20 protein-coding genes are annotated in these 25344 nt (G+C 63.1%); 13 read left to right on the top strand and 7 right to left on the bottom strand.

The window, feature by feature from the left end:
• The 3 genes from AC4FS3_RS12430 to AC4FS3_RS12420 form a co-directional block, all read right to left on the bottom strand.
• On the bottom strand, positions 1-963 hold a 963-nt coding region (locus AC4FS3_RS12430), incomplete at its 3' end, for a DegT/DnrJ/EryC1/StrS family aminotransferase (protein ID WP_491020835.1).
• Positions 956-3148, bottom strand: a complete 2193-nt coding sequence (locus AC4FS3_RS12425) for a rhamnan synthesis F family protein (RefSeq protein ID WP_491020834.1) — start codon at positions 3146-3148, stop codon at positions 956-958. The genes AC4FS3_RS12430 and AC4FS3_RS12425, both read right to left, overlap by 8 nt.
• A 309-nt stretch (positions 3149-3457) precedes the next feature.
• Positions 3458-5125, bottom strand: a complete 1668-nt coding sequence (locus AC4FS3_RS12420; RefSeq protein ID WP_491020833.1) for a flavin monoamine oxidase family protein — start codon at positions 5123-5125, stop codon at positions 3458-3460.
• 86 nt (positions 5126-5211) lie between these two features.
• Here AC4FS3_RS12420 and AC4FS3_RS12415 point away from each other — a divergent pair, with 86 nt between their 5' ends.
• A complete protein-coding gene (locus AC4FS3_RS12415; RefSeq protein WP_491020832.1) occupies positions 5212-5985 on the top strand; it encodes a nitrilase-related carbon-nitrogen hydrolase in 774 nt (257 codons plus the stop codon).
• Between the two features lie 56 nt (positions 5986-6041).
• On the opposite strand, the gene repC is transcribed toward AC4FS3_RS12415, so the two are convergent.
• The 3 genes from repC to repA all read right to left on the bottom strand — a co-directional run bounded on the left by repC (position 6042) and on the right by repA (position 9590).
• The gene (gene repC / locus AC4FS3_RS12410) at positions 6042-7175 is read right to left on the bottom strand and encodes a plasmid replication protein RepC (protein WP_491020831.1); all 1134 of its coding nucleotides are present in this window, start codon (positions 7173-7175) and stop codon (positions 6042-6044) included.
• Positions 7176-7444: 269 nt separating this feature from the next.
• Positions 7445-8413: a plasmid partitioning protein RepB gene (repB, locus tag AC4FS3_RS12405; protein ID WP_491020830.1), complete on the bottom strand. Its 969-nt coding sequence runs from the start codon at positions 8411-8413 to the stop codon at positions 7445-7447.
• Position 8414: 1 nt separating this feature from the next.
• Positions 8415-9590 carry a plasmid partitioning protein RepA gene (gene repA, locus AC4FS3_RS12400; protein WP_491020829.1) on the bottom strand — a complete coding sequence of 392 codons (1176 nt, stop codon included), beginning with the start codon at positions 9588-9590 and terminating at the stop codon, positions 8415-8417.
• Between the two features lie 470 nt (positions 9591-10060).
• Between repA and AC4FS3_RS12395 the strand changes: the two genes are divergently transcribed.
• The 11 genes from AC4FS3_RS12395 (at position 10061) to AC4FS3_RS12345 (ending at position 22934) form a co-directional block, all read left to right on the top strand.
• A complete protein-coding gene (locus tag AC4FS3_RS12395) occupies positions 10061-10336 on the top strand; it encodes an AbrB/MazE/SpoVT family DNA-binding domain-containing protein (protein WP_198838699.1) in 276 nt (91 codons plus the stop codon).
• Positions 10323-10712: a type II toxin-antitoxin system VapC family toxin gene (locus AC4FS3_RS12390; protein WP_491020828.1), complete on the top strand. Its 390-nt coding sequence runs from the start codon at positions 10323-10325 to the stop codon at positions 10710-10712. Before AC4FS3_RS12395 ends, AC4FS3_RS12390 begins: the two co-directional genes overlap by 14 nt.
• Positions 10713-10915: 203 nt before the next feature.
• Positions 10916-11845, top strand: coding sequence for a deoxyribose-phosphate aldolase (gene deoC / locus AC4FS3_RS12385; protein ID WP_491020838.1), 930 nt, complete (start codon positions 10916-10918; stop codon positions 11843-11845).
• 10 nt (positions 11846-11855) lie between these two features.
• The gene (locus AC4FS3_RS12380) at positions 11856-14216 is read left to right on the top strand and encodes an aldehyde dehydrogenase family protein (protein ID WP_491020827.1); all 2361 of its coding nucleotides are present in this window, start codon (positions 11856-11858) and stop codon (positions 14214-14216) included.
• Positions 14213-14863: an HAD family hydrolase gene (locus AC4FS3_RS12375; RefSeq protein ID WP_491020826.1), complete on the top strand. Its 651-nt coding sequence runs from the start codon at positions 14213-14215 to the stop codon at positions 14861-14863. Before AC4FS3_RS12380 ends, AC4FS3_RS12375 begins: the two co-directional genes overlap by 4 nt.
• 256 nt (positions 14864-15119) lie before the next feature.
• Entirely contained in the window at positions 15120-16121 is a 1002-nt protein-coding gene (locus AC4FS3_RS12370; RefSeq protein ID WP_491020825.1) for an ABC transporter permease, read from the top strand.
• Between the two features lie 40 nt (positions 16122-16161).
• Positions 16162-17175, top strand: coding sequence for a sugar ABC transporter substrate-binding protein (locus AC4FS3_RS12365; RefSeq protein WP_491020824.1), 1014 nt, complete (start codon positions 16162-16164; stop codon positions 17173-17175).
• Between the two features lie 13 nt (positions 17176-17188).
• On the top strand, positions 17189-19303 hold the full coding sequence (locus tag AC4FS3_RS12360) for an ABC transporter permease (protein WP_491020823.1): 2115 nt from the start codon (positions 17189-17191) through the stop codon (positions 19301-19303).
• Positions 19300-20364, top strand: a complete 1065-nt coding sequence (locus tag AC4FS3_RS12355; RefSeq protein WP_491020822.1) for an NHL repeat-containing protein — start codon at positions 19300-19302, stop codon at positions 20362-20364. Before AC4FS3_RS12360 ends, AC4FS3_RS12355 begins: the two co-directional genes overlap by 4 nt.
• Positions 20364-21875, top strand: coding sequence for a sugar ABC transporter ATP-binding protein (locus AC4FS3_RS12350; RefSeq protein WP_491020821.1), 1512 nt, complete (start codon positions 20364-20366; stop codon positions 21873-21875). Before AC4FS3_RS12355 ends, AC4FS3_RS12350 begins: the two co-directional genes overlap by 1 nt.
• Before the next feature lie 159 nt (positions 21876-22034).
• A complete protein-coding gene (locus tag AC4FS3_RS12345; RefSeq protein ID WP_491020820.1) occupies positions 22035-22934 on the top strand; it encodes a LysR family transcriptional regulator in 900 nt (299 codons plus the stop codon).
• Here AC4FS3_RS12345 and AC4FS3_RS12340 read toward each other — a convergent pair.
• Positions 22931-24418 carry an aldehyde dehydrogenase family protein gene (locus AC4FS3_RS12340; protein ID WP_491020819.1) on the bottom strand — a complete coding sequence of 496 codons (1488 nt, stop codon included), beginning with the start codon at positions 24416-24418 and terminating at the stop codon, positions 22931-22933. The two genes, AC4FS3_RS12345 and AC4FS3_RS12340, sit on opposite strands and share 4 nt — an antisense overlap.
• 178 nt (positions 24419-24596) lie before the next feature.
• Here AC4FS3_RS12340 and AC4FS3_RS12335 point away from each other — a divergent pair, with 178 nt between their 5' ends.
• A complete protein-coding gene (locus tag AC4FS3_RS12335) occupies positions 24597-25343 on the top strand; it encodes a glucose 1-dehydrogenase (protein ID WP_491020818.1) in 747 nt (248 codons plus the stop codon).
• The last annotated feature ends 1 nt before the right edge of the window (position 25344 follow it).

Here is a 25344-nt window from a genome sequence, read left to right as displayed (position 1 = left end):
GGCCCAGTATGTGCCAGGACCGCAAAGCAGCGGAAAGTGATCTCGCGTGAAGATGCGCCCCTCGGCGAGGGCCAGCACGAGCCGCGCGCGCAGATCCGGCGCAAGACGCAGCGCATAATAGCCGGGGATTTCGCCCCCTGCCCGATGCAGCCGCAGCCCAGGCAAGCCGGAGAATGCACTGTCATAAGCCTGGCGCAACGCCCGGCGCGCGGTCAGCTCTGCCGGCAGATCGGGCAAGAGGGCGAGCCCCATGGCGGCATGCAGTTCCGAAAGTTTGCCATTGAGGCCCGGCCCGGTCGCCCGCCCCTGTTCCAGCCCGAAATTGCGCAACCGGCGCAGGGCCGCCGCCTGATTGCCGTGCGTGACGACAAATCCGCCCTCAGCCGTATGCAGCAATTTGGTCGCATGCAGGGAAAAGGCCGAGGCATCGCCGAAATGACCAATCGGAATGCCGTCAATCTCGGTCCCGAAGGCATGGGCGGCATCATAGACCAGCCAGAGGCCATGCCGGCGCGCCAGGGTCTCCAGCGCCGCGACATCGCAGGGTATCCCCAGGAAATGCACCGGCAGGATGGCCGCCGTGCGCGGCGTGATCGCCGCCTCAACCGCGCGCGGGCAGAGCGTCAGGCGGTCTGGATCGACATCGGCAAAGACCGGCACCAGCCCGAGCGCTGCAATCGCCTGCGCTGTCGCGGCAAATGTGAGCGGGGTGGTGATGACCTCGGCTCCTGCCGGCAGCTCACCCAGCATCAGCGCAAGTGTCAGCGCCATCGTCCCTGATGAGGTCAGTGAGACCGTATCCCCCGCCTGCTGCCACGCACTCAGCGCGTGTTCCAGCCGCATATGCAATACACCGCCATTGGTCAGCCAGCCGGCATCCAGCGCCTCGGCGGTCAGGCTGGCGAGACGGGCGGGGTCGGGCAGCATCGGCGCGCCGAACACAACAGGCGGCAGATCAGTCATTGAAGGCTCCGCTCGCAAGCGCCTCGCGCAGGTCTCGATTGGATGTGAAGGGGACCTGGTACTTGCGATGAAGCTGCGTGCCGCCTCCCATCACCGGCAGGATATCGGCTCCGCCTGCCTGACAGCTGACACCAAGCATCCTCTCGATCGCATGGGCAAGGGTCCCGTCAACCTGGCCAGCCTCGGGCGGGAACGCCTCCTGCCCAAGCGCCAGATCCTGAAGCAGGCGGAGCGTGGCGCTGCGGACCCAGAACATCGACCCCACCGGAAAGCGCAGTCTGTCATTGTCGGGCAGCGGACCGGGCAGCGCCATCCGCCGTGCCAGTTCGCGCGCGATATCGCGGTTCGCCCCCCAATGTGCCGCACCAAGCACGGCGCGATACGTGACCGGAACCACCATGCCAAGCCTGGGGATCGACCCGAAAAAGGACAGGATCCGGTTCACCTCGCCTTCCGAACCGAGCAGGCAGCCGAGAATATGCGCCAGCCAGTCATCCAGCCTGTCGGAATGCAGCGAGCGTTTGCCATGCAGATGCAGCACGATGTCATGGCGGGCATGGGCATCGGCAAAGCCATATAGTTTGGGCCAGATATCGCGGCCCCGGTTCGCAAATACCCGGATCTCGGCATCCGGCAGATGCGCGCGGATGCGCCTCGCCTTCTCATCGGTGTCAGTTGACACATAGAGGCGGAACGGCACGGTAATATGCACGAGCCTCGCGGCAAAGACCGGCGCCAGCTCGTCATAATAAAGGTGCAGGAACACACCCACCGGACGGTCCGTCCCGGCACATTGCGCCCTCGGGCGCAGCGGCAATCCCGCTTTGCCCCGTTCGCGCAAAAAACCCTGAGGACCATGCGCCCAGAGCGGCTCATTGCTCACAATCCGGCTCAGCACAGGCTCGAGCAATTTTGGCGTGACATGCAGGTGAAGGGGAGAGGCGCGATCCTCCAAAGCTTCGATCACCCTGCGCGCCCGGCCTGCAATCCCCTCTACCCGGGCGGTACGGTCAGGTGCGGGCCCGCACCGGGCGAGCTGCCGCATCTCATGAAGATCCGCCGAGAGCACGTGGATGATGCCCGCGCTACCGCTGTCGGAGGGCAAGGGGGCAAGCCGCCCTTGCTCCAGATAATACAGCGCTGCGACGATCTCTTGCGCTGCGGCCAGAACGGTCGACCGGACGTCATCTGCCACAGAAGCAGCGCTGCCGGCTGTGGTCATCGGAGCGGATCGACCCGGGGAAAAGGCCGCGACGGCACTGGAAGAGCTGCTGATCAGCGCACGCGCCCGGTCAAGGATCACCCCCGCAGCCCTGTCAAAGCCGTATCGGGAGACCACACGATCATGCAGGGCAATCCGGTCCGGCAAACCAACGGGTGGCGCCGCGAGCAGTTGTTTCAGCGTCGACACCAGATCTTCCTGCCCGGCAACCTGCCGGATCTCGGGAAAATCCGGATCGTGGAAGCCGGATACCCGGTCCGAGACAACGAGCGCCCCGCTGGCCAGCGCATCATAACTGCGGTTGCTCATGAAGCCCTGCGTCGCCATCGGCGGCATATGGCTGTTCAGCAGGATGCGGGCGCTGGCATAGACCTCTGCAAGCGCCTCAGAATTCAGGCGCTCGCCCCGCCAGAGACGGGCGGGCACCACATCCTTCCAGCCCGGCCCCCAGATCTGCGGCTCGAACCCGGCCTCTGCCGCCCAAAGGATAATGCGGCGGTCCACGCGGGGGGCATAGCCGCCGACAAAGGCCAGCGGAATCTCATCCGCCCCCGCCGAACGCCGCAAGGGATGGAAACGGGCACATTCGGTGGCCTGAGGCAGGTAATCTGCCGCAAGCCCATGATCCTGCAACTGGGCGGTGAGCTTCTCTGATCCGATGAACAATGCCTGATAGCGCCGCAGCATCCCGATCGGCGCCACGTTCGGCGGACTGATCATCCAGAGCAGATTGGCCATCCCCGCGACAGGCTCTTCCAGATGCGGGCCAGCGATCTGCAAGAGAACTGAGGGCAGCGCGGACGGCTCCGGCTCTTCGCCCCGAAACAGCAGAACAGCCTCACAGCCCGCATGCCGCCGGATGGCCCGGGCCAGGCCTTCCGCGTATTGGCTTTCACCCCAGGACTGGTGGTTCGTCCTCGTCGCATTGATCCTGATACAGACGAGAACTCCTGACCCGCTCATAGCATTTTATCCGATACGTCCAGGAGCACCCAAGCTCGCCCCGCTGACAGGCCCAGATTTGAGGTTTTTGCGAGGAGCGTCAATGCGCTGCACCACCCCATCGGGCGGGCGTGACGCATGGATCGGGCGCAATGGCAGGCCTTCGCGCCTCTGCCCTCAGAAAAAACCTATAAATCCATTATAATTCAACATATTACAGTGAAATGGCCGCAGTTTTTTCTTCAGTTGCAGGAATTTCCCTCAAGACGTCTGTTGACTGGTCTCGCGCTTTGCCCGTGCGCCCGATGGTGGCGCACGGACTTGCAGCAGTCAGCCAGACTGCCCCGGCCCGTCGAGCGAGACCGGGCCGAGCGTTGGCCAGAGATCTCCCGGACCGGGATTGGCCCGGTCAGAGCTGCCGCCGAAATGGGTCATGATGCCCCAGACCGCGTTCAATGCGGTCTGGACGGCCCCCTCGACCCAGGCCGGGGTCCAGCTGATGCCATCCCCGGCAAGGAAAATGCCGCGCTGATCCGCAGGCATCTCGGCCTGAATGAAGTGTCGGTACATCCGCAGATTATAGCGGTAATGCCCGGGCAGCGCGCCTTTGAAGGCGCCAAGGAAGTTGTCATCCGCCTCCCAGCTGACGCAAATCGGGTTTCCGCGAATATGGCTTCGGATATCAACGCCGGGATAGATCCGCTCCAGCGCCGCAAGCGCCAGCTCGACCCGCTTTTCTGGCCCGTAAGGCAGCACCTTCAGCGCATCGGTCATCCAGCTGTAGGAGAGGCAAATCACCGCAGGCCGGTCGGGCCCATTGTCAAAGAGATAGGTGCCACGTGTGTTGCGATCGGTCAGCGTCATCGACAAAAGCGGTCGCCCGTCAGGGCCGGTTTCTTTCCAGAACGGCCGGTCGACCATGACAAAGGTCTTCGCGGCCTGCATATATCGGGTGCGGTCCAGCGCCATCCAGAGTTTCTGATCAAACAGCGCCTCATCCACGGCGACCGAAGTGGTCAGAAGATGGCTCTGACAGGTCACGAGCACCGCGCTGTAATCGCGCGCCACGCCCCATTGGTCGGTGACGGTGAACCCGCCCTGCCCGCTCCGCGCGATGCGCGTCGCGCGCCCGAGCGTCGCGCCTCCGTTCAGATCCGCCAGCGAGGTGCCCTCGGGCCAATGCGCCCCGCGCGCAGGCAGTCGCCAGAGCTGGTGCAGCACCCCTTCGACCCCGCCGACGATGTAGCGTTGATGGTCATCCAGTTCGAGCAGGTTCACCCGCAGGATCTCGAGCATCGAATTCGGAAAGTCACTGTCCCAGCCGCCGGTGCCAAACCCAACCTGGCCAAAGACCTCGCGATGCCGGAAGCCAAGGCTCTGGAACGCGCTGGACGAGGTGACGAAATCGTAAAATGTCCGTTCATCCCATTTCGCAACCAACGGATCCCAGATCGCTTTCAGACGGGCCACATCGCGGTCGCGCACGGCTTCGGTCAGGGCGGCGAAATCGGCATGTTCCTCAAGCGCGGCGCGGTACGCGGCGGCGACCTCGTGATAAAGCTGCGGCAGATCCTCGGGGCCGCGGGCGAAATGGGTCTCGCCTTCAAGGTCGATCACCGTCGATCCGGCGGCCTCGGTCAGCGGATTGGGGAAAGGGCGGCTTTCGATCCCAAGGAGATCGACATAATGGTAGAAGGCGCGCGACGAGACCGGAAAGCGCATGCCGCCAAGTTCGGCGATAATATCCTCCGTGCCCTCGAACAGCTCAGAGCGCAGCCGGCCACCGAACTTACCAGATTCGTAGATTTCGGGATGGAGGCCCAGCTTCATCAGTTCATAGCCCGCGATGATGCCCGCAGCCCCCGCCCCGATCACCGCGAGTTTTTCACCAAAGCGCGCCTGCGGCACGCCTCCGAGCCCGGCCGGATGCGTCAGCCAGTCGTCATAGGCAAAGGGAAAATCCGGGCCGAAGGCGGTTACAGGCTTTTTCAGGGTCATGCTATCAGAGGCTTTCGGGCTGGTGCTTTGCAGATTGAGGGAAACCAGGGCAGATTTGTAAAGACAGTAGCGGAAGCGAGGTTCAGATGAAGGTGGCACTCTGGCAGGCGAAGCCGACCAATGGGAACATTGAGGCGGCATTTTCGGCGATTTGCACGCAGTTGCAGGTGGCGGCAGCGGCAGGGGCCAAACTCCTGCTCGCGCCGGAGCTGTTGCTCCCGGGCTATAACCGGCCGGATCTGCATGAAAGTCTGTCACAGCCGCTGGACGGCGCATGGATCACCCGGCTGCGTGAGATGGCGGCGCATGCGGGGTGCGGCATCTGCCTCGGCTGGGCAGAACGGGACGGCGCTACCGTTTACAACGCCGCCACGACGATCGGCCCCGATGGCGCGGTGCTGGCGCATTACCGCAAGATCCAGCTCTTCGGCCCGATGGAGCGCCGATCATTTCGCCCTGGCGACCAGCTTTGTCCGGTATTTGATCTGGAAGGACGAAAGCTTGCCATGCTGGTTTGCTATGACATCGAGTTTCCCGCCCATGCGGCAGCCCTTTCCCGCAATGGCGCCGAACTGATCCTGGTGCCCACGGCCAATCCTGCCGGCTTTGAACATGTCCAGCGTATCCTGGTGCCGGCCCGCGCGCATGAAGGCAATTGCACCGTGGCCTATGCCAATCTGACCGGTCCGGAAGGGGACCTGACCTTTGGCGGGCTTTCCGTGATTGCCGGGCCGGATGGCCAGCCGCTTGCAACCGCCGGTGCCCGGGGAGAGGCACTGTTGATTGTGGACCTCGCTGCGTCAGATGAGGTGCCAGAGAATCTGAGATCTGCGCAGGCGGCGGATTTCAGGCCGGTCTGATCTTTCGAAACATCCGGCATGTTTACCCCGGTATACATACCCCGAGGCTTGAGTGTTTACCCCGGTATACATCTGGCCGCAGGCGCGGATCTCACAAGGGAATGGAATACCCGCACGGGGTCTGGCACCTGGACCTCTGCCTTTCGCAGCACCGCGTTGAGATAAGCGCCGGGGCTGCGGATACGACCAAAGGCCTCCACAAGCCCCAGAACAACCAGCGCGCAGCCCTGCAGCCCAAACCGTTTTTTTGCGAGGCCAAGCACGGGATGCGTCAAACCGATCGCCGGCGCGACAGTTTCAGAAAGCCGGATAAGATCAGGCCAGTTTCGCGGCTGGTGTGGAGCGTAATCTTTCACACTCGCAGCCATCTCCAGGCATTCATCAAGGCTGATATCCTGTGCTTTCTGAGCAGAGTCAGAATCAGAGGTATCTTTTCCTGATCTCTGAATGTGCCGGTCATTCTGGCCGTTGCTGGCGGTCATTTCGCCGGATCGTTCAGATGCAGTATCTGGCTGTGTCATGTCGGGCGGCGTGTGGTCAGGTGCGCTGTCATCCGGGTCGGGCAGGGTCGCCGCAATAGACCGCAGCTCATCCGGCCCAAGCTTTCGCCGCAGCGCGAGGCGGGCAGTTTCCAGGAGTGGCTGAGCCAGATCTCCGGCGCTGTGAAACAGCCGGTCGCGGATCACTGCCCGCAGGGCCTTCACCTCTGCGGCTTCCTGATGGCAGGTCTCAGCAAGGGCTTCCAGATGGGGATGCAGGTCGAACAGCGGCGCGAGGCTGATACCATAGCTCAGCTGCACATCGGCCTCAGAATTGCGGACCTGATAGCGTTTGCCATTGGGGCTCGGCCGCTTGCTCACCAGCCCGACCGACCGGAGATGGTTCAGACGGCGGCGCAAGGTACGCTCGTCAATGCCGTCACAGCGCGCGATCAGCACCCGGTTCGAGGCGAAGACCATCCTCTGATCGGGCTGCGGATCCTGTGGCAAAAGGCTCAGGAGCCCGCGCAGAACCGCAATGTCGCGGTCGCGCAGCTGAAGCCGTTCGCGGCAGATCCGCACCAGATCCAGAAGGTGCCAGCGCAGGTCGGTGACGCCTTTGCCTGTCATCTGCGGCAGGGCAGGGCGAGAGGGTGCAAACGACCGGCGCCCGTCCCGGCGGGGCAGGGGCGAATAAGTGATCTGTTCCATGATGTCATCGGGCGGAACGAGAAGACGGTCCGATTATGGGCCGCATGCCGGCTGGCACACCGGGAAAACGACAACAGTTTTCCAATCACCGCCTGAGCGATGTTGCATGTGATTCGGGCCTGCGCTAGAGTGCTCTTGCTAGACGTTAAGCATTCTCAGGGTTGGCGCCCTGTGGTTTGCACGGGCCTTCCGGGTGGTTTCCATTCGGAAGGTCTTTCTTTTTCCGACGCTGCTCCTTTGTTGTTATCGTTGGGGTGTGATGTGTCCGGTCAGCTGCGTTTCGCGCGCGCCGCCAGAAATTCCTCATGCAGGCGCGGCAGCAGATCCTGTGCCTCGTCATGCAGCCAGGCCGCGAAAGCTGCATTCCCGGCCGTCGCCTCAAAGCTCATCCGGGCCCTTTGCAGCCGGACCGAGCCCAGCTCTGTCCCGTTACGGGCGAGGATAGGGGCGGCACTGTCGGCAGCGGCTGCTTTTTCCGGCCGCGCAGCCGACGGGATCGCCCTGACCCAGGCCTCAAAGCGCTGATCCGAGGTCAGCTCCGGGGCAAATGGGGCAGGGTGGACCGAGCGCGCCGCGATCTGCCCTTCGAGGATCCGCAAGGCCAGATCATACCAGCGTTTCCAGCCCACCGAGGGCGCCGCGCCAATCCGCTCGATGACCTCACGCGGCAGCGCCTCGCGCACTTTGCGCATATGCGAGGTATGGCTGCGACTGACATTCAGCGCGTCCTGGATCACGCGGGCCTCATAGCCGGCCTCTTCAAGGTCGCCGGCAAACAGCGCCTTTTCGATGAAAGATGGGTCTTTGCGCAGATTGTTTTCCTGGCCCTGAGCCAGCACCGCCTCCTCATCCGAGAGCGTGCGGATCAGCGCCTTGACCGGCAGGTCAAGGCCCCGGATCGCCGCCAGACGGCGCCGGCCATAGACCACCTGATAGCGGCCGCTGAGCTTTGGATGCGGACGCAGCAGGATCGGCACCTGTTGCCCGTGTTTCGCAATGCTCTCGCGCAGTTCCAGGATGTCTTCGCCCAGATCGCCAAGCCGGTCCCTGAGGCCGGTATCCTCGATCTGGGCCGGATCAATCTCCTGGACCGAACGGCTGCCGATGCTGCGCAGGTCATTGCGGATCGCCGCAATCGGGCCGCTGGCCTGAAAGACCTCGGGCATCTTGGCGGGCTCGGCCACCCCGGCAGGGCGCGGGGCAGGGGAGATGCCTTCGAACATGTTCTTGCGGGCCATGTCAGTTCCTTCCCCAGGCTCTGTGGATGTCTTGCTCCAGCTCGCGCGCGACCGCATTCACGGATTCCATCGCGCGGTCATAGGTATTGCGGTTCATGCTGCCCCGTCCGACCTCGAACAGGGTCTGATGCGTCAGCCCGGCATCCGAGATGGCGGTGGATTTCAGGAAGGTCTCGGTCATCACCCGTTTCCCGAAATTCGCGCGCAAAAGCCCGGCGACCTGGGCCTGTGGCCCGTCCGAGGGTTCGAACCGCGACACCAGGTATCGCAGGAAATCGTAATCCAGCGTCATGCCCGCGTCCCGGATCGTGTCAAGGAGCGAGGCTGCCATTGTCAGAAACTGCGCCAGCGAGGCCACGTCGATGAAATTCGGCACCACCGGGATCAGGATCGACGATGAGGCCACCAGCGAAGACAGCGTCAGGAAGCCCAGCTGCGGCGGGCAGTCAATGAAGACGAGGTCGTAATTTGCCTCGACCGACTGGATCGCCTCGCGCAGGCGCAGATAAAACGGCGGCTCCGAGCCCTGGCGCAGCGCATAGGGGGTCTCGGTTTCATATTCCGACAGGATCAGCCCGCCCGCAGCGATGTCGAGCCCGTGGAAATAGGTCTTGCGAATGACCTCCTCCATCGGCAGCGGGTCGGTATAGCGGATCGCGTCATAGATCGTGCCCTGATGCGAGAAATCGATCTCGGGGCGCAGGCCGGTCATCGAGGACAGCGAGGCCTGGGGGTCCATATCGACCACGAGCACCCGGTAGCCATGCAGCGCGAACCACTGGCTGAGATAGGCCGCGGAAGTCGTCTTGGCCGACCCCCCCTTGAAGGAGACACAGGACAGGATCTGCACGGGCTCCTGCCCGACCCGGCCGCGCAGGTAAAGCGAAGGGTCCCTGGTGGTGCGCGCCAGCGCGAGGCGGATCAGCCCGAGATCCTCTGCCGTGTAAAGCCTGCGGCCGCGTTCATCGAGCGCCACATCGGGGATCTTGTCTTCGGCATGCAGCTTGCGCAGATGTCCGGGGGCGAGGCCAAGAAAATCGGCTGCTTCTCCCGAGGAAAAGCTGCGCAGATATTTCCGTGCATCCGGCGCAAAATTGCGCTCCAGATGCTGGCGGATGGAATCGTGCAAGGTTGCTGCATCGCCCTGGAGCTCTGCGAATACACGCTCTGCTGTCATGCAGCCCTCATTTATCCTGTGCGGCACAGTTTCTCTGTGCTCTGCCCCCTGTACAGGGATGCTCGTGATGTCTGTAGCGCAAAAATCCGAAATTCTTGCATTTCTGCGCTACAAAGAGAAATGCGCCAGGAATGGGCGTCACGCAAGAAAATTCTACACCTGGTAGTGCCTTCTCGGGCCAGCTTGTGGATAAAATGCGGCGCCCGGTTGTCATGTGGCCGAAATGTAACGAAAACAGCCCGGTTGGTCATCCCGACCTGTATCAATATCTTGTAGCATTCCCGGCGTCGCTGGCCGCCGGATCAAAGTTGCGATTCGTCAGGCAGGTCAGAACGCTCTACGCCGGGCCGGTACCTGCTTTGGTCGTCACGCGCTCAATCACCGGGGGACAGAACCGGCCCTGTCCGGCATGCTTGAAAGACAGGGGTGGAACTGTTATCTTACCTTTGTCTTACATTGGAGCTTTGCTCATGCCCCGGCCCCCCTCTGTGACCACGACCCTTTCGACCAAAGGCCAGATTATCCTGCCCAAGGCCATCCGGCAGCGGCGGGACTGGGAGGTTGGCACCCGGCTCATCGTCGAAGAGACGGCAGAGGGGGTGCTTCTGAAACGCGCGCCCAGCTTTGCCGCAACAAAGCCCGAGGATGTCTTTGCCCTGCTGCCCCATCGGGGCGATCCGAAATCGGTTGAAGAGATGGATGCGGCCGTGCTGGCCGAAGCCCGGCGGCGTCATGATCGCGATTGATACGAATGTGGTGGTGCGCTACCTGACCGGCGATCACCCCGACCAGTCGCCGCGCGCCCGCACCCTGGTCAACGGCCAGGCGGTCTTTGTCGCTGTGACGGTCATTCTGGAAACCGAATGGGTGCTGCGCAGCGCTTACGGCTATAAACCGGGCGACGTGGCGCGTGCGCTCCGCGCCTTTGGCGGGCTTGCGACCGTGACCGTTGAAGATGCGGTGATCGTGGCGGATGCGCTGGACCGGGCCGAACAGGGCATGGATTTCGCCGATGCGCTGCATCTGGGAAAATCGGCGCAATGTGATGGTTTCGTGAGTTTTGACCGAAGGTTTGTCAAACTGGCGCAGGAATCGGGGTTTTCGGACGTGCAAAGCGCCTGACTCCATGGGCATGACCACCCTCCGGAGATCTGCCGGGGCTGGCGTCCGGGGGCAATCTCACGCTTTATGGCAATATAGGTGCGGCGGCGTTGGGGCCAGCGCGACCAGGGTATTGGAGCATGGCTATGACCTTTGACCCCGCCGCAGGTCACTCTGCGCCCCGCGGCCCGCAGGATCTGGCGAATGATCCGCGCAATCCGGGCATGCCGCTTGAGATCGCAATGTTCGAAGGCCACGGGGTCAATCGCTCTGCCACAGAGCGCCGGGCCGCGTCGCTGGGCGCGCGCCGCACGGTCAAGAAAGAGTATCAGGCGGCCTGGCTGATCAATGCGATCCGCTGCATTGATCTGACGACGCTCGCCGGCGACGATACTGCGGCGCGGGTGCGCCGTCTTTGCGCCAAAGCCCGCCAGCCGCTGGCCGCCCATATCACCGAGGGGCTGGGGATCGCGGATCTCGGGCTCACCACTGGCGCGGTCTGCGTTTATCCGACCATGGTGGGCCATGCGGCAAAGGCGCTGCAGGGCAGCGGGATCCCGGTTGCCTCGGTTGCAACCGGCTTTCCCGCCGGGCTGATGCCGCTCCATTTGCGGCTGGAAGAAATCCGCTATGCGGTGGCCGAGGGTGCGAATGAGATCGACATTGTCATCACCCGCGAACATGTGCTGACCGGCAACTGGGCGGCGCTTTATGACGAGATCGCGGCCATGCGTTCGGCCTGCGGGCCGGCGCATCTGAAGGCAATCCTTGCCACGGGTGATCTGCAAACGCTCAGAAATGTCTATGCGGCGTCAATGGTTGCGATGCAGGCGGGGGCCGATTTCATCAAGACCTCGACCGGGAAAGAGGGCGTCAATGCCACTTTGCCCGTCAGCCTCGTGATGGTGCGGGCCTTGCGCGATTATCTCGACGCCACTGGCCACCGCATCGGTTTCAAGCCCGCAGGTGGCATGAAAGCGGCGAAAGACGCGCTGAGCTGGCAGATCCTGATGCGGGAAGAAATGGGCCGCGACTGGCTCATGCCGCATCTGTTCCGCCTTGGCGCCTCGTCAATGCTTGGGGATATCGAGCGTCAGCTGGAACATCATGTCACCGGACGCTATTCATCCGCATCGCGCCTCGCGTTGGCATGAGGGGGGATAAATGAACAAGATCAAAGAGATCCTGGCGACGATGGATTATGGCCCCGCCCCTGAGGACATCAGCGTTCTGCGCGACTGGCTGAAACGCCATGAGGCGGGCTTTGGCCATTTCATCGACGGCGTGTTCACCGCGCCCTCGCAGCTTTTAGAGGTCATGAACCCCGCCACAGGCGAGACCATCGCCCGGGTCTCACAAGGGGCAGAGGCCGATGTCAGTGCCGCGGTCAAAGCCGCGCGGACGGCGCAAGTGAAATGGGCGGCGCTGCCAGGGCATGAACGGGCGAAACATCTCTACGCGCTTGCCCGCCATGTGCAGCAACATGCCCGTTTTCTCGCGGTGCTGGAAACCATCGACAATGGCAAGCCGATCCGCGAAAGCCGCGATATCGACATCCCGCTGGTCGCACGGCATTTCTACCATCACGCGGGCTGGGCCGAGATCCTCGCCGATGAATTCCCCGGCGCAGGTCCGCAGGGTGTGTGCGGCCAGGTGATCCCGTGGAATTTCCCGCTGCTGATGCTGGCCTGGAAGGTCGCACCAGCCCTCGCGGCCGGGAATACGGTCGTGCTGAAACCGGCGGAATATACGCCGCTGACCGCGCTGGCCTTCGCGGAAATCGCGCGCGAGGCGGGCCTGCCGAAGGGTGTGCTGAACATCGTCACCGGCGATGGCACGACCGGCGCGGCGCTCACCGGCCATCCCGGCATCGACAAGGTCGCCTTCACCGGGTCAACCGCGGTTGGCCGGGTCATCCGCCGCCAGATCGCGGGTTCCGGCAAGGCGCTGACGCTGGAGCTGGGCGGGAAATCCCCCTTCATCGTTTTTGCTGACGCCGATCTTGATGCGGCGGTCGAGGGCGTGGTCGAGTCAATCTGGTTCAATCAGGGTCAGGTCTGTTCTGCGGGCTCGCGCATCCTGGTGGCCGAAGCGGTCTCTGCACGGTTCACCGATCTTCTGAAACGCCGCATGGCCCATCTGCGGGTTGGCGATCCGCTGGACAAATCCACAGATATCGGCGCCATCGTGCATCCGGTGCAGCTGGCGCGGATCACCGATCTGGTTGAAAAGGGCAGGGCGGAAGGGGTTGCGATCCACCAGGGCGAGGCGCCGGCAGGCTGTTTCTACCCGCCGACGCTGGTCACCGGGGTCGAGCCCGCCTCGATCCTTGCCACCGAAGAGATTTTCGGCCCGGTGGTCACCCTGACCCCGTTTCGCACGCCCGAAGATGCCGTGGCGCTGGCCAATAACACCCGTTACGGCCTTGCGGCTTCGATCTGGTCAGAAAACATCAACCTCGCGCTGGATGTAGCGGGTCGGGTGCGGGCCGGGGTGGTCTGGATCAATTCTGCGAATATCTTTGATGCCGGCGCCGGGTTCGGCGGCATGCGCGAAAGCGGCTTTGGCCGCGAGGGCGGGCGCGAAGGCATGAGCGCCTATCTGAAACTGGCCGTGCCTAAGGCGAAGAAGCCCGAGGAGGCCCCGGCGGCCCTTGACGCCAGCCCGGCGGAGACCCTGCCCGCAAGCGCCATCGACCGCACCGCCAAGCTCTATATCGGCGGCAAACAGGCACGGCCAGACTCTGGCTATTCCTACCGGGTCGAAGGGCCGAAGGGCACGGCCGGCCTTGCGCCGCTTGGCAGCCGCAAGGATATACGCAACGCGGTCGAGGCCGCGCATGGGGCCAAAGGCTGGGGTGCACAAACCGGGCATAACCGCGCCCAGGTGCTGTATTACCTGGCCGAGAACCTTTCGGCGCGCGTAGCGGAATTCGAGGACCGGTTGCGCAGTTTCGGACAGACGGCATCGGCGGCAAAAACCGAGGTCGAAACCGCGCTGCGTCGTATTTTCTGGTATGCGGCCCAGGCGGATAAATTCGATGGCGCGGTGCATTCGACCAAATCGGCGCATGTGACACTGGCGATGCACGAGCCGCTCGGCGTGGTCGGGCTGGTCTGCCCGACGGCGTTGCCGCTTCTGGGCCTTGTCTCTCTGGCGCTGCCAGCGGTGGCGATGGGCAATCGGGTGGTGGCGGTGCCGTCGCAGACCCATCCGCTGGCGGCGACCGACCTGTATCAGGTGTTCGAGACCTCGGACCTTCCCGGCGGCGTGATCAACATCGTGACCGGCGAGCGCGAGGTGCTGGCGAAGACGCTGGCGGAGCATGACGATGTCGATGGCCTCTGGTATTTCGGCACCGGCGACGGGGCGAAGGCGGTCGAGACCGCCTCGGCCGGCAATCTGAAACAGACCTGGTGCGAGGAGGGTGCGGCCCGCAACTGGCTTTCCGCTGAAGGCCAGGGCCGAAACTTCCTGACCCGCGCCACACAGGTCAAAAACATCTGGGTTCCTTACGGCGAATGATTATCTTTGATTGTGACGGCGTGCTGGTCGACAGCGAGATCCTCTCGAATGCGATTGACGCAGAACTGATGACAGCGGCTGGCTGGCCGATCACTGCAGCAGAGATCATCCGCGGCCATATAGGTCAGCCCAAGGCGGTTATCTGGGATCAGATCGCCGCGCTGCGGGGCGCGCCCTGGCCCGAGGGTCTCATTGAGCAGGCCGATGCGCTGCTCCTCGCGCGGATGGAGACCGAATTGCAGCCGGTCGAAGGTATTCGGGCCGCGCTTGAGAGCCTGCCCGGGTTTAAGGCGGTGGCCTCGTCTTCGGCACTGCCGAAACTGCGCCGCTCGCTCGAGGTCTGCGGGCTGAGCGATTTCTTCGCGCCGCATATCTATTCCGCCAGCCAGGTGGCACGGGGCAAGCCCTTTCCGGATGTGTTTTTGTTCGCCGCCAGTCAGTGCGGCGTCTCCCCGGCGGATTGCGTGGTGGTTGAGGACAGCGCCGCCGGGGTAAAAGCGGCCCTTGCGGCAGGAATGCGGGTGGCCGGCCTGACCGCCGGACGCCATTCCTGGCCGGGACATGGCGACCAGCTTCTTGCGGCGGGGGCGGCACGCATCTTCACCCGCACATCCGAGCTGAGCGAGGCCGCGTTGCGGGCGCTCTGAACCCGCGCGCTTCCGGGCCTCGGGCTGCACCTTGACCGAAACGGTGCTGCGACCGCCTTGGCGAAAGCTCCGGGGGGCCGTTCTTCGGATGCTGGCGGGATTTTCAGCACGCGCGGTCAGGAAAATGAAATTGCCTGTGCGGAAAACAAGCTGGAGATTGCGCTTGCCTTGGGAGAGGTATGGCCCGCATCCGTCGGGCCTGTTTGTGTTGCAGGCATGCGATGAATCCTGCGATGCCGGGGAGGGGAGAAAAGAGATGTCCTTGAGAGAACCGGCACAGGCCGGACGTCACCGCCGTTTCCGGCTGACCCAGGAGGGTGTGGTCTCCCTGATCGCGCTGACGCTGTTTCTGGCTTTTGCCCTGTTTCTGAACAACTTCATGACCCAGGGTAATCTGCTCACCTTGCTGAAAAACGTGGCCATCCTTGGCACGCTTGCGGTGGGGATGGGGATGATCGTGGTCGGGCGCGGCATCGACCTGACCATGGTTGCGGTCATGGTGGTGGGCGTGGCTTTCGCCATCTGGCTGTCATCACAGGGCTTTGCCTTTGGTGAAGCGGTGCTGATCGGCGCGGCCCTGGTGGCGTTTTGCGGGCTGATCACCGGCATTCTGATCGCCATTGCCGAAGTGCCGCCGATTTTTGCCACCCTTGCCATGGCGTCGATTGTCTATGGCGGCGGCCGTGTCGCCTTCAGCTCGGATGTGCTTTATGCACCGGCGGGGATCGGCTGGCTGGTGGCCATCGGCTCGGGCACCTTCCTGGGCGTGCCCTATTCCATTCTGATCCTTGCGGGCATCGCGGCGCTGGTCGCGCTGTTTCTCAGCCTGACGCGGTTTGGCCGCTTCATCTATGCGACCGGCGACAATCCACATGCGGCGCGCACCATGGGTCTGCCGACCCGGCCGGTGCAGATCAGCCAATATGTGCTGGCCGCGCTGATCGCCTATGCCGCCGGGATCCTGATGACCGGCCTCGTGTCCGGGATCAACACAAGGCTTTATAATTCCACGCTGATCTATGACGTGCTTCTGGTCGTGGTGCTGGGCGGGATCAGCCTTTCCGGTGGCCAGGGCGGCGTGCGCAACGTTCTCGTTGGCACGGTACTGGTGGGGATCCTGATCAATGGCATGACGATCATGAATTTCAGCTATACCAGCCAGAACCTCATCAAGAGCGTGATCCTGCTGGCCGCGCTGGCGCTGGATGCGGTGATCAACCCCCGCGATGAGCAGACCTCGCAAAGCGGCGATATCTGAACGTCATGCGGACTAAAGAGAGTTTCAGGGAGGAGACATCATGAAAGTTCTGAAAAATACCGCCTTCGCAGCGCTGGCGGCTTCCGCTCTGCTGGCAGCGGTTCCGGCGCAGGCCGATGATATCGAACAGGTGGGGCGCGCCGCCTATCTTGAGGCCGTGACGGGCAAGAAAGTGATCTTTGTTCCGCTGTCGCAGGGGATGGATCTCAACCAGGCCTGGACCGCCGTCTGGCAGCGCCATGCCGCGCGTTATGGGTTCTCCTTCGAGGTGCGTGACCCGAATATGGACACCGCCGCCGGCATCCGCGCGCTGCAGGGCGCGATTGCCGAAAAGCCCGATGTCCTGATCGTGCAGAATCCCGATGTGCAGACCTATGCCCGTGCGCTGAAACAGGCGCAGGATGCCGGGATCAAGATCCTGCAGATCAATATGCAGTCGATCACCCAGACCGACAGCTATGTCGGCAATGACTGGATCGAGATGGGCCGCCTTGAGGCAGGCGAGCTCGCCCGGACCTGCCTTGCCCCCGGCGCGTCTTCGGGCAAGATCGTCTGGCTGGCGGGCGTGCAGACCGGTGCCGCAAATATCTATATGCGCGAAGGTCTCAACCAGATCCTCGCGGAAAACCCGGGGCTTGAGCTGGTGTCTGACCAGCCCGCTGACTATGACAGCGAGAAAGCCCGCCAGATCACCGAGACCGTGCTGCAACAGCACCCTGATCTTTGCGGCATCATGGGCATCTGGGACAATGCCGAGGTCGGTGCCGGTGCCGCCGTTCTGGCCGCAGGCAAGCAGGATCAGGTGACCATCGTGACCAATGGTGCGGGCGCCCATACCGCGTGCGAGAGCATCGAAAAGGGTCTGCTTGACGTTGTTTACAACTTCAACGCGCCGATCCAGGCCGAGATTGCCGCGCAGCAGATCTCGGAATTCCTGCAAAACCCCGACCGCCCGGCGGGTTCGGAAAAAACCGTCTTCTTCGGGCCGATCACCCGGGTCGACAAAAATAATGCCAGCGGCCGTAACTGCTGGAAAATTGACGAGCTGAAGTAAGGACCTGTCTGCAATGAGCCTCAGCGAAAGCCTTGTCCGGTTGCGGTACCGGGTTCTTCCCGATCACGTTCTGGGCGAGCTTCTCACCAAGAAATGGGTGGACAGTGCAATTCCCTTCGCAGCCCTTGTGCTTGTGATTGCGATTTTCGCTCCGATTGTGCCGCGCTTCTTCCAGTTCGGGACGATCTCACTTCTTTCCGGCGAAATGGCCGAGCTGGGGCTCGTTGTTCTGGGCCTGACCATCGTGATGATCTCGGGGGGGATTGACCTCTCGGTCGGGTCCACCTTTGCCCTCGCGGTCACCACCGCGCTTTACACCATGAATGTCATGGGGCTGAGCCTGGGTGGCGGGCTGGCCGCCACTCTGGGGGTCGGCGCGGTTTGCGGCGCGATCAACGGCTTCATGGTCGGTATCCTCAGGATGCGGGCCTTTCTGACGACGCTGGTGACACTGATCATCTTCCGCTCGGTTTTCGATATCGTCTTCCCGCAGATCTCGACCGATATCGTGATGAATTACCCGGAGTCCGCGGCATGGGATTTCCTTGGCATGGGGCATGTGCTGGGCCTGCCGACCCCCTTCTGGGTGCTGGCCGCGATTGCGCTGATCCTGCATATCGTCCTGTCACGTGGTCGCTATGGCTGGCGGCTGATGGCGGTGGGTGGTGCGCGGCGTTCGGCGCATAATGCCGGGATCAATGTGCGCTGGACGGTGTTTTCCGCCTATGTGATCTGCTCGGTTCTGGTGGCGCTTGGCGGGTTCCATTTTGCGGCGCGGATCGGATCGGCTGCATCCGACATCGGCGCGGGGATGGAGCTTCAGGCCCTGACCGCGACCGTGCTGGGCGGCATCTCATTGGGCGGAGGGCGCGGATCGGTTGCGAAGGCGCTGATGGGGGCGCTGTTCGTGCTGATCCTGTCGACGTCCTTGCTGGCGCTGGCCATTCCGGGCCCGGTCAATGCGCTGATCCTTGGCCTTGTGCTGGTCACGGCTGTTTTCCTTGACGTCCGCTGGGTGAAGAACCGCCATAAACTGCTGCGCGCGGTCTATATCTCGCCCACCTTCAACAAGCTGCCGCCGGCGATTTCCACGACCGAAGGCCCGCTGGTGCCGAATGACCGGCTGCGCGCGTCAGACCCGATCGGCCTTGGCATCATGGATGGCGCCGAGGATGCAATTTTCGACCGTGACGGCAATCTTTATACCGGCTCGCGCCATGGCGATATCATGCGCTGGTTCGGGCCGGATTACACCCGTTACGAGATCTTTGCCCATACCGGCGGCGCGCCCCAGGGCATGGCGTTCGACGCCGAGGGCAACCTTGCGGTCTGTGTCGGCGGCATGGGGCTTTATCAGGTCTCGCCCAAAGGCGAGGTCACGCTGCTGACGGCGGAAACCAACCGCAGCTGGACCTCGATCGCGGACGATTCCGTGATGAAGCTCGCCGATGACTGCGACATCCTGCCGGATGGGCGCATCATCTTTTCCGAGGCGACTGTGCGGTTCGAGATGCATGACTGGTATGCCGATGCGCTGGAAAGCCGCGGCAATGGCCGGCTGATCGTCTATGATCCCAAAAGCAAAACCACCCGCACCGTGCTGTCGAACCTGATCTTCCCGAACGGGGTCTGCACCTCTTACGACGGCGAATCCGTGCTGTTTGCCGAAAGCTGGGCCTGCCGGATCAACCGCTATTACTATGCCGGACCGAAGAAAGGCAGGCTTGAGCGGGTGATCGAGGGGCTTCCGGGCTATCCGGACAACATCAACCGTGCCTCGGACGGCACTTATTGGCTGGCCCTGATGGGCTCGCGCACCCCGGCGCTGGATCTGTCGCTGGAAATGCCGTCCTTCCGCCGCCGCATGGCGCGAAGGGTGTCGCAGGATGCCTGGCTGATGCCGAACCTCAACACCGGCTGCGTGCTGAAGTTCAACGAAAAAGGCGAGATTCTGGAAAGCTTCTGGGATCTTGGCGGCACCCGCCATCCGATGATCACTTCGATGCGCGAGCATAAGGGCACCCTCTATCTCTGCGGCATTTTCAACAACCGGATGGGCGCGCTGAAACTGCCCGGGGCGGACCAGGACTGGTGCGGCGTCGACAGCTATTGGGGGAAACCGAAATGATCGCGATCCGCCGCTTTATCGACCGCCGCCTTGGCCGGGGCGAGGCCGCGATCACGGTGCCGGTACTGGATGGCCCTATGCTGCCAAATGCGGGTCTCGATGAGGCGGCTGAGGTCGCCTTGCTGACAGATGCCGATAATCTCGTCGTGACCGGCAAGGGGCTGGTGGCGTCTTCTGGCCCGCGCGTGATCCGGGTTGAGACCGGGGAAGAGATCGCCGCTTTCGACGCCGATGTTTCAGCCCTGGCTTATGGCAAGGGTATGCTTGCCGTGGGTCTTGACGGCAAGGGCGTGACGCTGCGCGGCGGCTCTCATGACGGCAAAAGCTTTGCCATGCCGAAGAACCCGAGCGCGCTGGCCTTTCTCGATGCCGACACGCTTTTGGTGACCGAAGGCGCAAGCCAGCGCCGCGCTGCAGACTGGCGCCGCGATCTGATGGAACGGGGCCAGTCCGGCGCGCTCTGGCGGCTGAACCTTGCCACGGGCGAGGCGGTCAGGGTGCTGGGGGGTCTCGCCTGGGCGGGTGGCGTTGCCGCGACAGGGTCGCAAAAGGTCTGGGTTTCGGAAAGCTGGCGGCACCGGGTGCTGTCGGTCGATCTGGGCACGGGCAAAGCCGAGCCCGTGCTGGAACATCTGCCCGCCTATCCGGCCCGGATCGCGCCTGCGGTCGAGGCGGGGTTCTGGCTCAGCTTTTTCTCGGTCCGCAATCAGCTGGTCGAATTCATCCTGCGCGAACCGGCCTATTGCAAACGCATGCTGGCCGAAGTGCCGGAGCCGTTCTGGATGGCACCCGCTCTTGCCTCTGGCCTGTCCTTTTCCGAACCAATGCAGGGCAGCCAGCTCCGCCGGATGGGGGTGACCAAACCCTTTGCCGAGACCCGGTCTTATGGGCTGGTGCTGCAATGTTCGCCGCAGATGAAACCGCTGCGCAGTTTCCATTCGCGGGCGGATGGCCAGGCGCATGGCTGTGTTTCGGTCGCGGAACAGGGCGATGATCTCTGTGTAGCCTCGAAAGGCCATGGCAAAATCCTGCGCCTCGATGGCGCCGCCCGGGGGATCTGATGGCGGAGAGTTTGAAGTTGGAGACCGTGGTTGAACTGCAAAATGCCACAAAAAGCTTCGGCGGCATCGCGGCGTTTCGCGACATGGATTTCACTTTGCGCAAGGGCGAGGTCCACGCGCTTCTGGGGGAAAACGGCGCCGGAAAATCAACGCTGACCAAGGTGATCGCCGGTGTCTACCGGCTGAGCCAGGGCCGCATGCTGCTGGACGGGCGCGAGGTCAGCTTTGCCTCGCCGGCAGAGGCGCTGAAAAACGGCGTCGTCATGGTGTTCCAGGAAACCAATCTGGTGCCCGCCATGACCGTCGCGCAGAACATCTATCTGGGCGATGAGAAGATGTTCAACCGCCTGCGCGGCCTCTACATCGAAGCGCGGCAATTCCTTGTCGGCATGGGGTTCCAGGTTGATCCGACCGCCCAGGTCTCGACGCTGGGGGCGGCGCAAAAGCAGATGGTTGAGATCGCCCGCGCGGTGCATCACAATGCCCGTGTCATCATCTTTGACGAGCCGACCGCGACGCTGACGCCCGAGGAAAAGCGCCATTTCTTCATGTTGATCGAGCGGCTGAAGGCAAAGGGCGTGGCCATTGTTTTCATCACCCATGCGCTGGAAGAGGCGTTGGAGGTCTCGGACCGCATCACCATCCTGCGTGATGGCCAGCTTGCCGCGACCGGCGCGGCGTCTGACTTCACCCGCGAAAGCATCGTCCAGGCGATGGTCGGGCGGACCCTGTCGGAAAGTCTGCATGGCGGTGTGAAGCGCAAGCCCCGGCCTTACGGCGAAAAGGTTCTCAGCGTCGAGAACCTGTCCTGCGGCGCCATGGTGCGGAACTCATCCTTCTCGGTCTTTGGCGGACAGGTGACGGGGATTTTCGGCCTTGTCGGCGCGGGCCGGTCCGAGATGGCCAAAGTCGTCGCGGGTGTCCTGAAACGCGATTTCATGCATGGCGGCGAGGTGCGGCTGAACGGCAAACCGGTACGCTACCGCGTGCCGCGCCCGGCTATGCGCGATGGCATCGTCTACGTCACCGAAGACCGCAAACTTGACGGGTTTTTCGAAACCATGACGGCGGGGCAGAACCTTTTGCTGGGGGAGTTGTCGAAACAATCGAACCCGCTCTCTGTTGTCTCGCCGCGCCGTGCGCTGGAACTGGCCAGGGAATGGGGCGAGCGGCTCCGGCTGAAGCAGATCTCGGACCGGGCGCGGATGATCGAACTGTCGGGCGGCAATCAGCAAAAGGTGGTGATCGCCAAATCACTGATCCAGGAGCCGAAGCTGATCATTTTCGATGAACCGACCCGGGGCGTCGATGTCGGCGCGATTGTCGAGATCCACCAGCTGATCCATGATCTTGCGGATCAGGGCCTCGCTGTTGTGGTGATATCTTCCTATCTTCCTGAAATCATGGCGGTTTCCGACCGTATCCTGGTGGCCAAACGGGGCAAGATCGTCGAAGAGATGATGGCCCTTGACGCGGATGAAGAAAAGATCATGTTCGCGGCCGTTCACTGAGCCGCCCTGGCGCGGGGCGCGCATCAGCCCCCGCCACCGGCGCATAGGCAAACGGCATCCGTGTCATCGAACCGGTGGCCAGGCTCAGAGACAGGAGTTTGCGGGGAAGGCTGACAGCAGCCCGCCCCGCGGCTACGATCTTGTCACAGGGGGCCCGTCATGGCTGCGAGCAATATCAATCTTAAATTGCTGCAGACCTTTCTGCTGGCGGCCGAACATGGCAGCTTTCGCCGCGCGGCCGAAGAAAGCAACCGATCGCCCTCCGCCGTGTCGATGCAGATCCGCGATCTTGAGGCGCAGGTGGGGATGAGCCTCTTCATCCGCACGCCGCAACGCGCCAATCTGACCTCGGAAGGGCGGGTGCTTTATGAACAGGTCAGCCACGCGATGGCCGAGGTGCAGGCCGGTCTGGCGCGCCTGTCCGAGGTCGCAGCGCAGCGGCGTGGCCATGTGCGGATAGCCTGTGCGCCCACCCTCGCCTCGACCCGGCTGGGGCGCATCCTTGCGACCTTCAAGCTGCGTTATCCGCGCAGCCTGGTGGATCTGAAGGAAACGCCGCCCAATGCCGCGCTTGCGCTTTTGCAGGAGCAGGAGGTCGAGCTTTATATCGGGCCGGAAGTGCCCGGGCTCAGCGATTTCCAGTTCGAGCCGATCCTCGAAGACCATCTCGTCGCCTGTATCCCCGCCGATTTCGACGAAGGCGCGCAGCGTTTCATGCTGTCAGAGGTGGCGCGTTTCCCGCTGATCCTGCTGGACCGCCAGACTGCGATCCGGGCTCAGATCGACCGGCTGGCGGCAGATCAGGACATCTCGCTGAACCTGCAATATGAGGTGCAAAACGCCTATACCGCGATTGCGCTGGCCTCGGCCGGGCTTGGCGTGGCGCTGGTGCCGGAGATTGCGGTGCCGATGATGCCGACGGCCGAATTCCGCGTGGTGCGGATCTCGGATCCCGGCTCGACCCGCGCGGTCGGGATCCTGACCGCGAAGGGCTATGTCCAGCACAGCTATTCTGAACAGCTGATCGAGCTGATCCGGACCGAACTGGGACGAACCTAGTCGGTATTGATCCAGATCGCCTTGGTTTCAAGATATTCACCCAGGTGTTCCAGCCCGCCCTCGCGGCCATAGCCCGACATCTTCATCCCGCCAAACGGCACGGCGGGGTCGATGGCGTGATACATATTCACCCAGACCGATCCGGCACGGATACGCCGCGAAAGCTTATGCGCCGTACCCAGATGCGTCGTGAAAATTCCCGCCGCGAGGCCGTAGGGCGTGGCATTGGCGCGCTGGACCACCTCGTCCAGCGTGTCAAAGGGCATGGCGGCAATCACCGGGCCGAAGATCTCTTCGCGGGCGATGGTCATCTCATCGGTGACGCCACCAAAGACGGTCGGCGCGATGAAATTGCCGCCCTCAAGCCCGGTCAGATCCAGCCTGTTGCCGCCGGTATAGGTTTTTGCGCCCTCTTCCAGCCCGGTGTGAAGGAACCCTTCGATCCGCTGGCTCTGCCGGGCCGAGATGATCGGGCCGATCTCGGTTTCCGGGGCGATCCCATCCCCGATCCTCAGTTTTGCGGCATAATCCGCGACGCGCGTGACGAACTCGTCATGGATCTCGCGCGCGACAAACAGGCGCGATCCGGCGATGCAGATCTGGCCGGAATTGGCAAAGACCGCCATCGCGGCCACGGGGACCGCCTTGTCGATATCCGCGTCGCGGCAGATGATGACCGGTGATTTGCCGCCCAGTTCCAGCGAGACATGTTTCAGCGTGCCGGTGGCGGCGCGGGCAATGGCCTGACCGGTGGCGGTCGAGCCGGTAAAGACGATCTTGTCGACATCGGGATGCACCGCCAGGGCCGCGCCGGCATCGGCTCCGGTTCCTGTCACCACATTCAACACGCCTTCGGGCAGACCCGCCTCTGCCATCAGCCGCGCGATCATCAGCACGGTCAGCGAAGCTTCCTCTGACGGTTTCAGAACCACCGTGCAGCCGGTCGCCAGCGCCGGGGCGATCTTCCAGACCGATCCCGCAATCGGCGCGTTCCAGGGGATGATTGCGCCGACCACGCCGATCGGTTCCTTGACTGTCTGCGACAGGATCTCGCCGGGGAAGGAATTCGGGATGGTCTGGCCATGGATCGCAACCGCCTGGCCCGCGTAAAAGCGCAGCATCCCCAATACACGCCGCGCATTGCCCAGGGTGCGGGCAATCGGCATCCCCATATCCAGCGTGTCGGAAAGGCACAGATCCTCCCATGCAGCTTCGAACCGCTCAGCAATGCGCAACAGCAGCGCCTGGCGTTCAAAGGGGGTGAACTTCGACCAGGGCCCTTCAAAGGCACGCCGCGCGGCCCGGACGGCAGCGTCGATATCGGCTGCACCGCCTTTCGGGACGGTGGCGAGAAGGGCGCCGGTGGCAGGATTGCGGGCTTCCATCACCTCGCCCGAGACGGCGCCGACCCATTGGCCATCAAGGAACATCGGGCGGAAGCCGCCATCGTAAAGCGCGCGGGCGCGGCTGGTCCAGTCAGTCATGTCATCCCCTCCGGTCGGTCAGATCGCCGGGTCTCTGCGGCCCAAAATACCCGGCGCGCGGCTGCGCTCAAGGAAGGAAACCTGATCGCGCGTTCAGATAATGCGGCTGTCACCGGCGCCGGCTTTCCCCCATTCTGCCGGCGTTTGGCGGGGGGCAGAGCCCCGCGAGGGAGATATGATGCGACTGAGTGGTAAGATTGCTGTCGTCACCGGCGGCGGTTCGGGCTTTGGCGAAGGGATCGTGCGGAAATTCGTGGCCGAGGGTGCGAAAGTCGTGCTGATGGACCGCGATCAGACCAATGCAGAACGGGTGGCGGAAAGCCTTGGCGCCGATTGCCGGCCCTTCATCGGCGATGTGGCAAGCGCCGAAGGCATGACGGGCGCCCGTGATCTGGCGCTATCAGTCTTTGGCGGGCTGAATGTGCTGGTCAACAATGCCGGGGTGGGTCATTTGCCGACACCGCTTGATGAGCTGGACGAGGCCAATTTCGACCGGATCGCCAATGTGAACATGCGCTCGATCTATTTTGGCGCCCGCGCGATGGTGCCGCATTTCAAGGCGCAGAAAGCCGGGGCGATCCTGAATGTGGCCTCGACCGGCGGGGTCTCGCCGCGCCCCAATCTGACCTGGTACAATGCCTCCAAGGGCTGGGTGATCACTGCGACCCGCGCCATGGCGGTGGAGCTTGCCCCGTTCGGGATCCGCGTCAATGCGATCAACCCGGTGGCGGGGGATACGCCGCTGCTCTCGACCTTCATGGGGTCGGACACGCCCGAGATCCGTGCAAAATTCCTCGCTTCGATCCCGCTTGGCCGGTTCTCGACGCCTGAGGATATGGGCAATGCGGCTGCGTTCCTGTGTTCCGAGGAAGCGTCGATGATCACCGGCGTCGCGATGGAAGTCGATGGCGGGCGCTGTATCTGAG

The sequence above is a fragment of the Pseudogemmobacter sp. TB195 genome (genome assembly GCF_058313095.1).
This window is presented reverse-complemented; position numbering and strand designations above follow the sequence as displayed.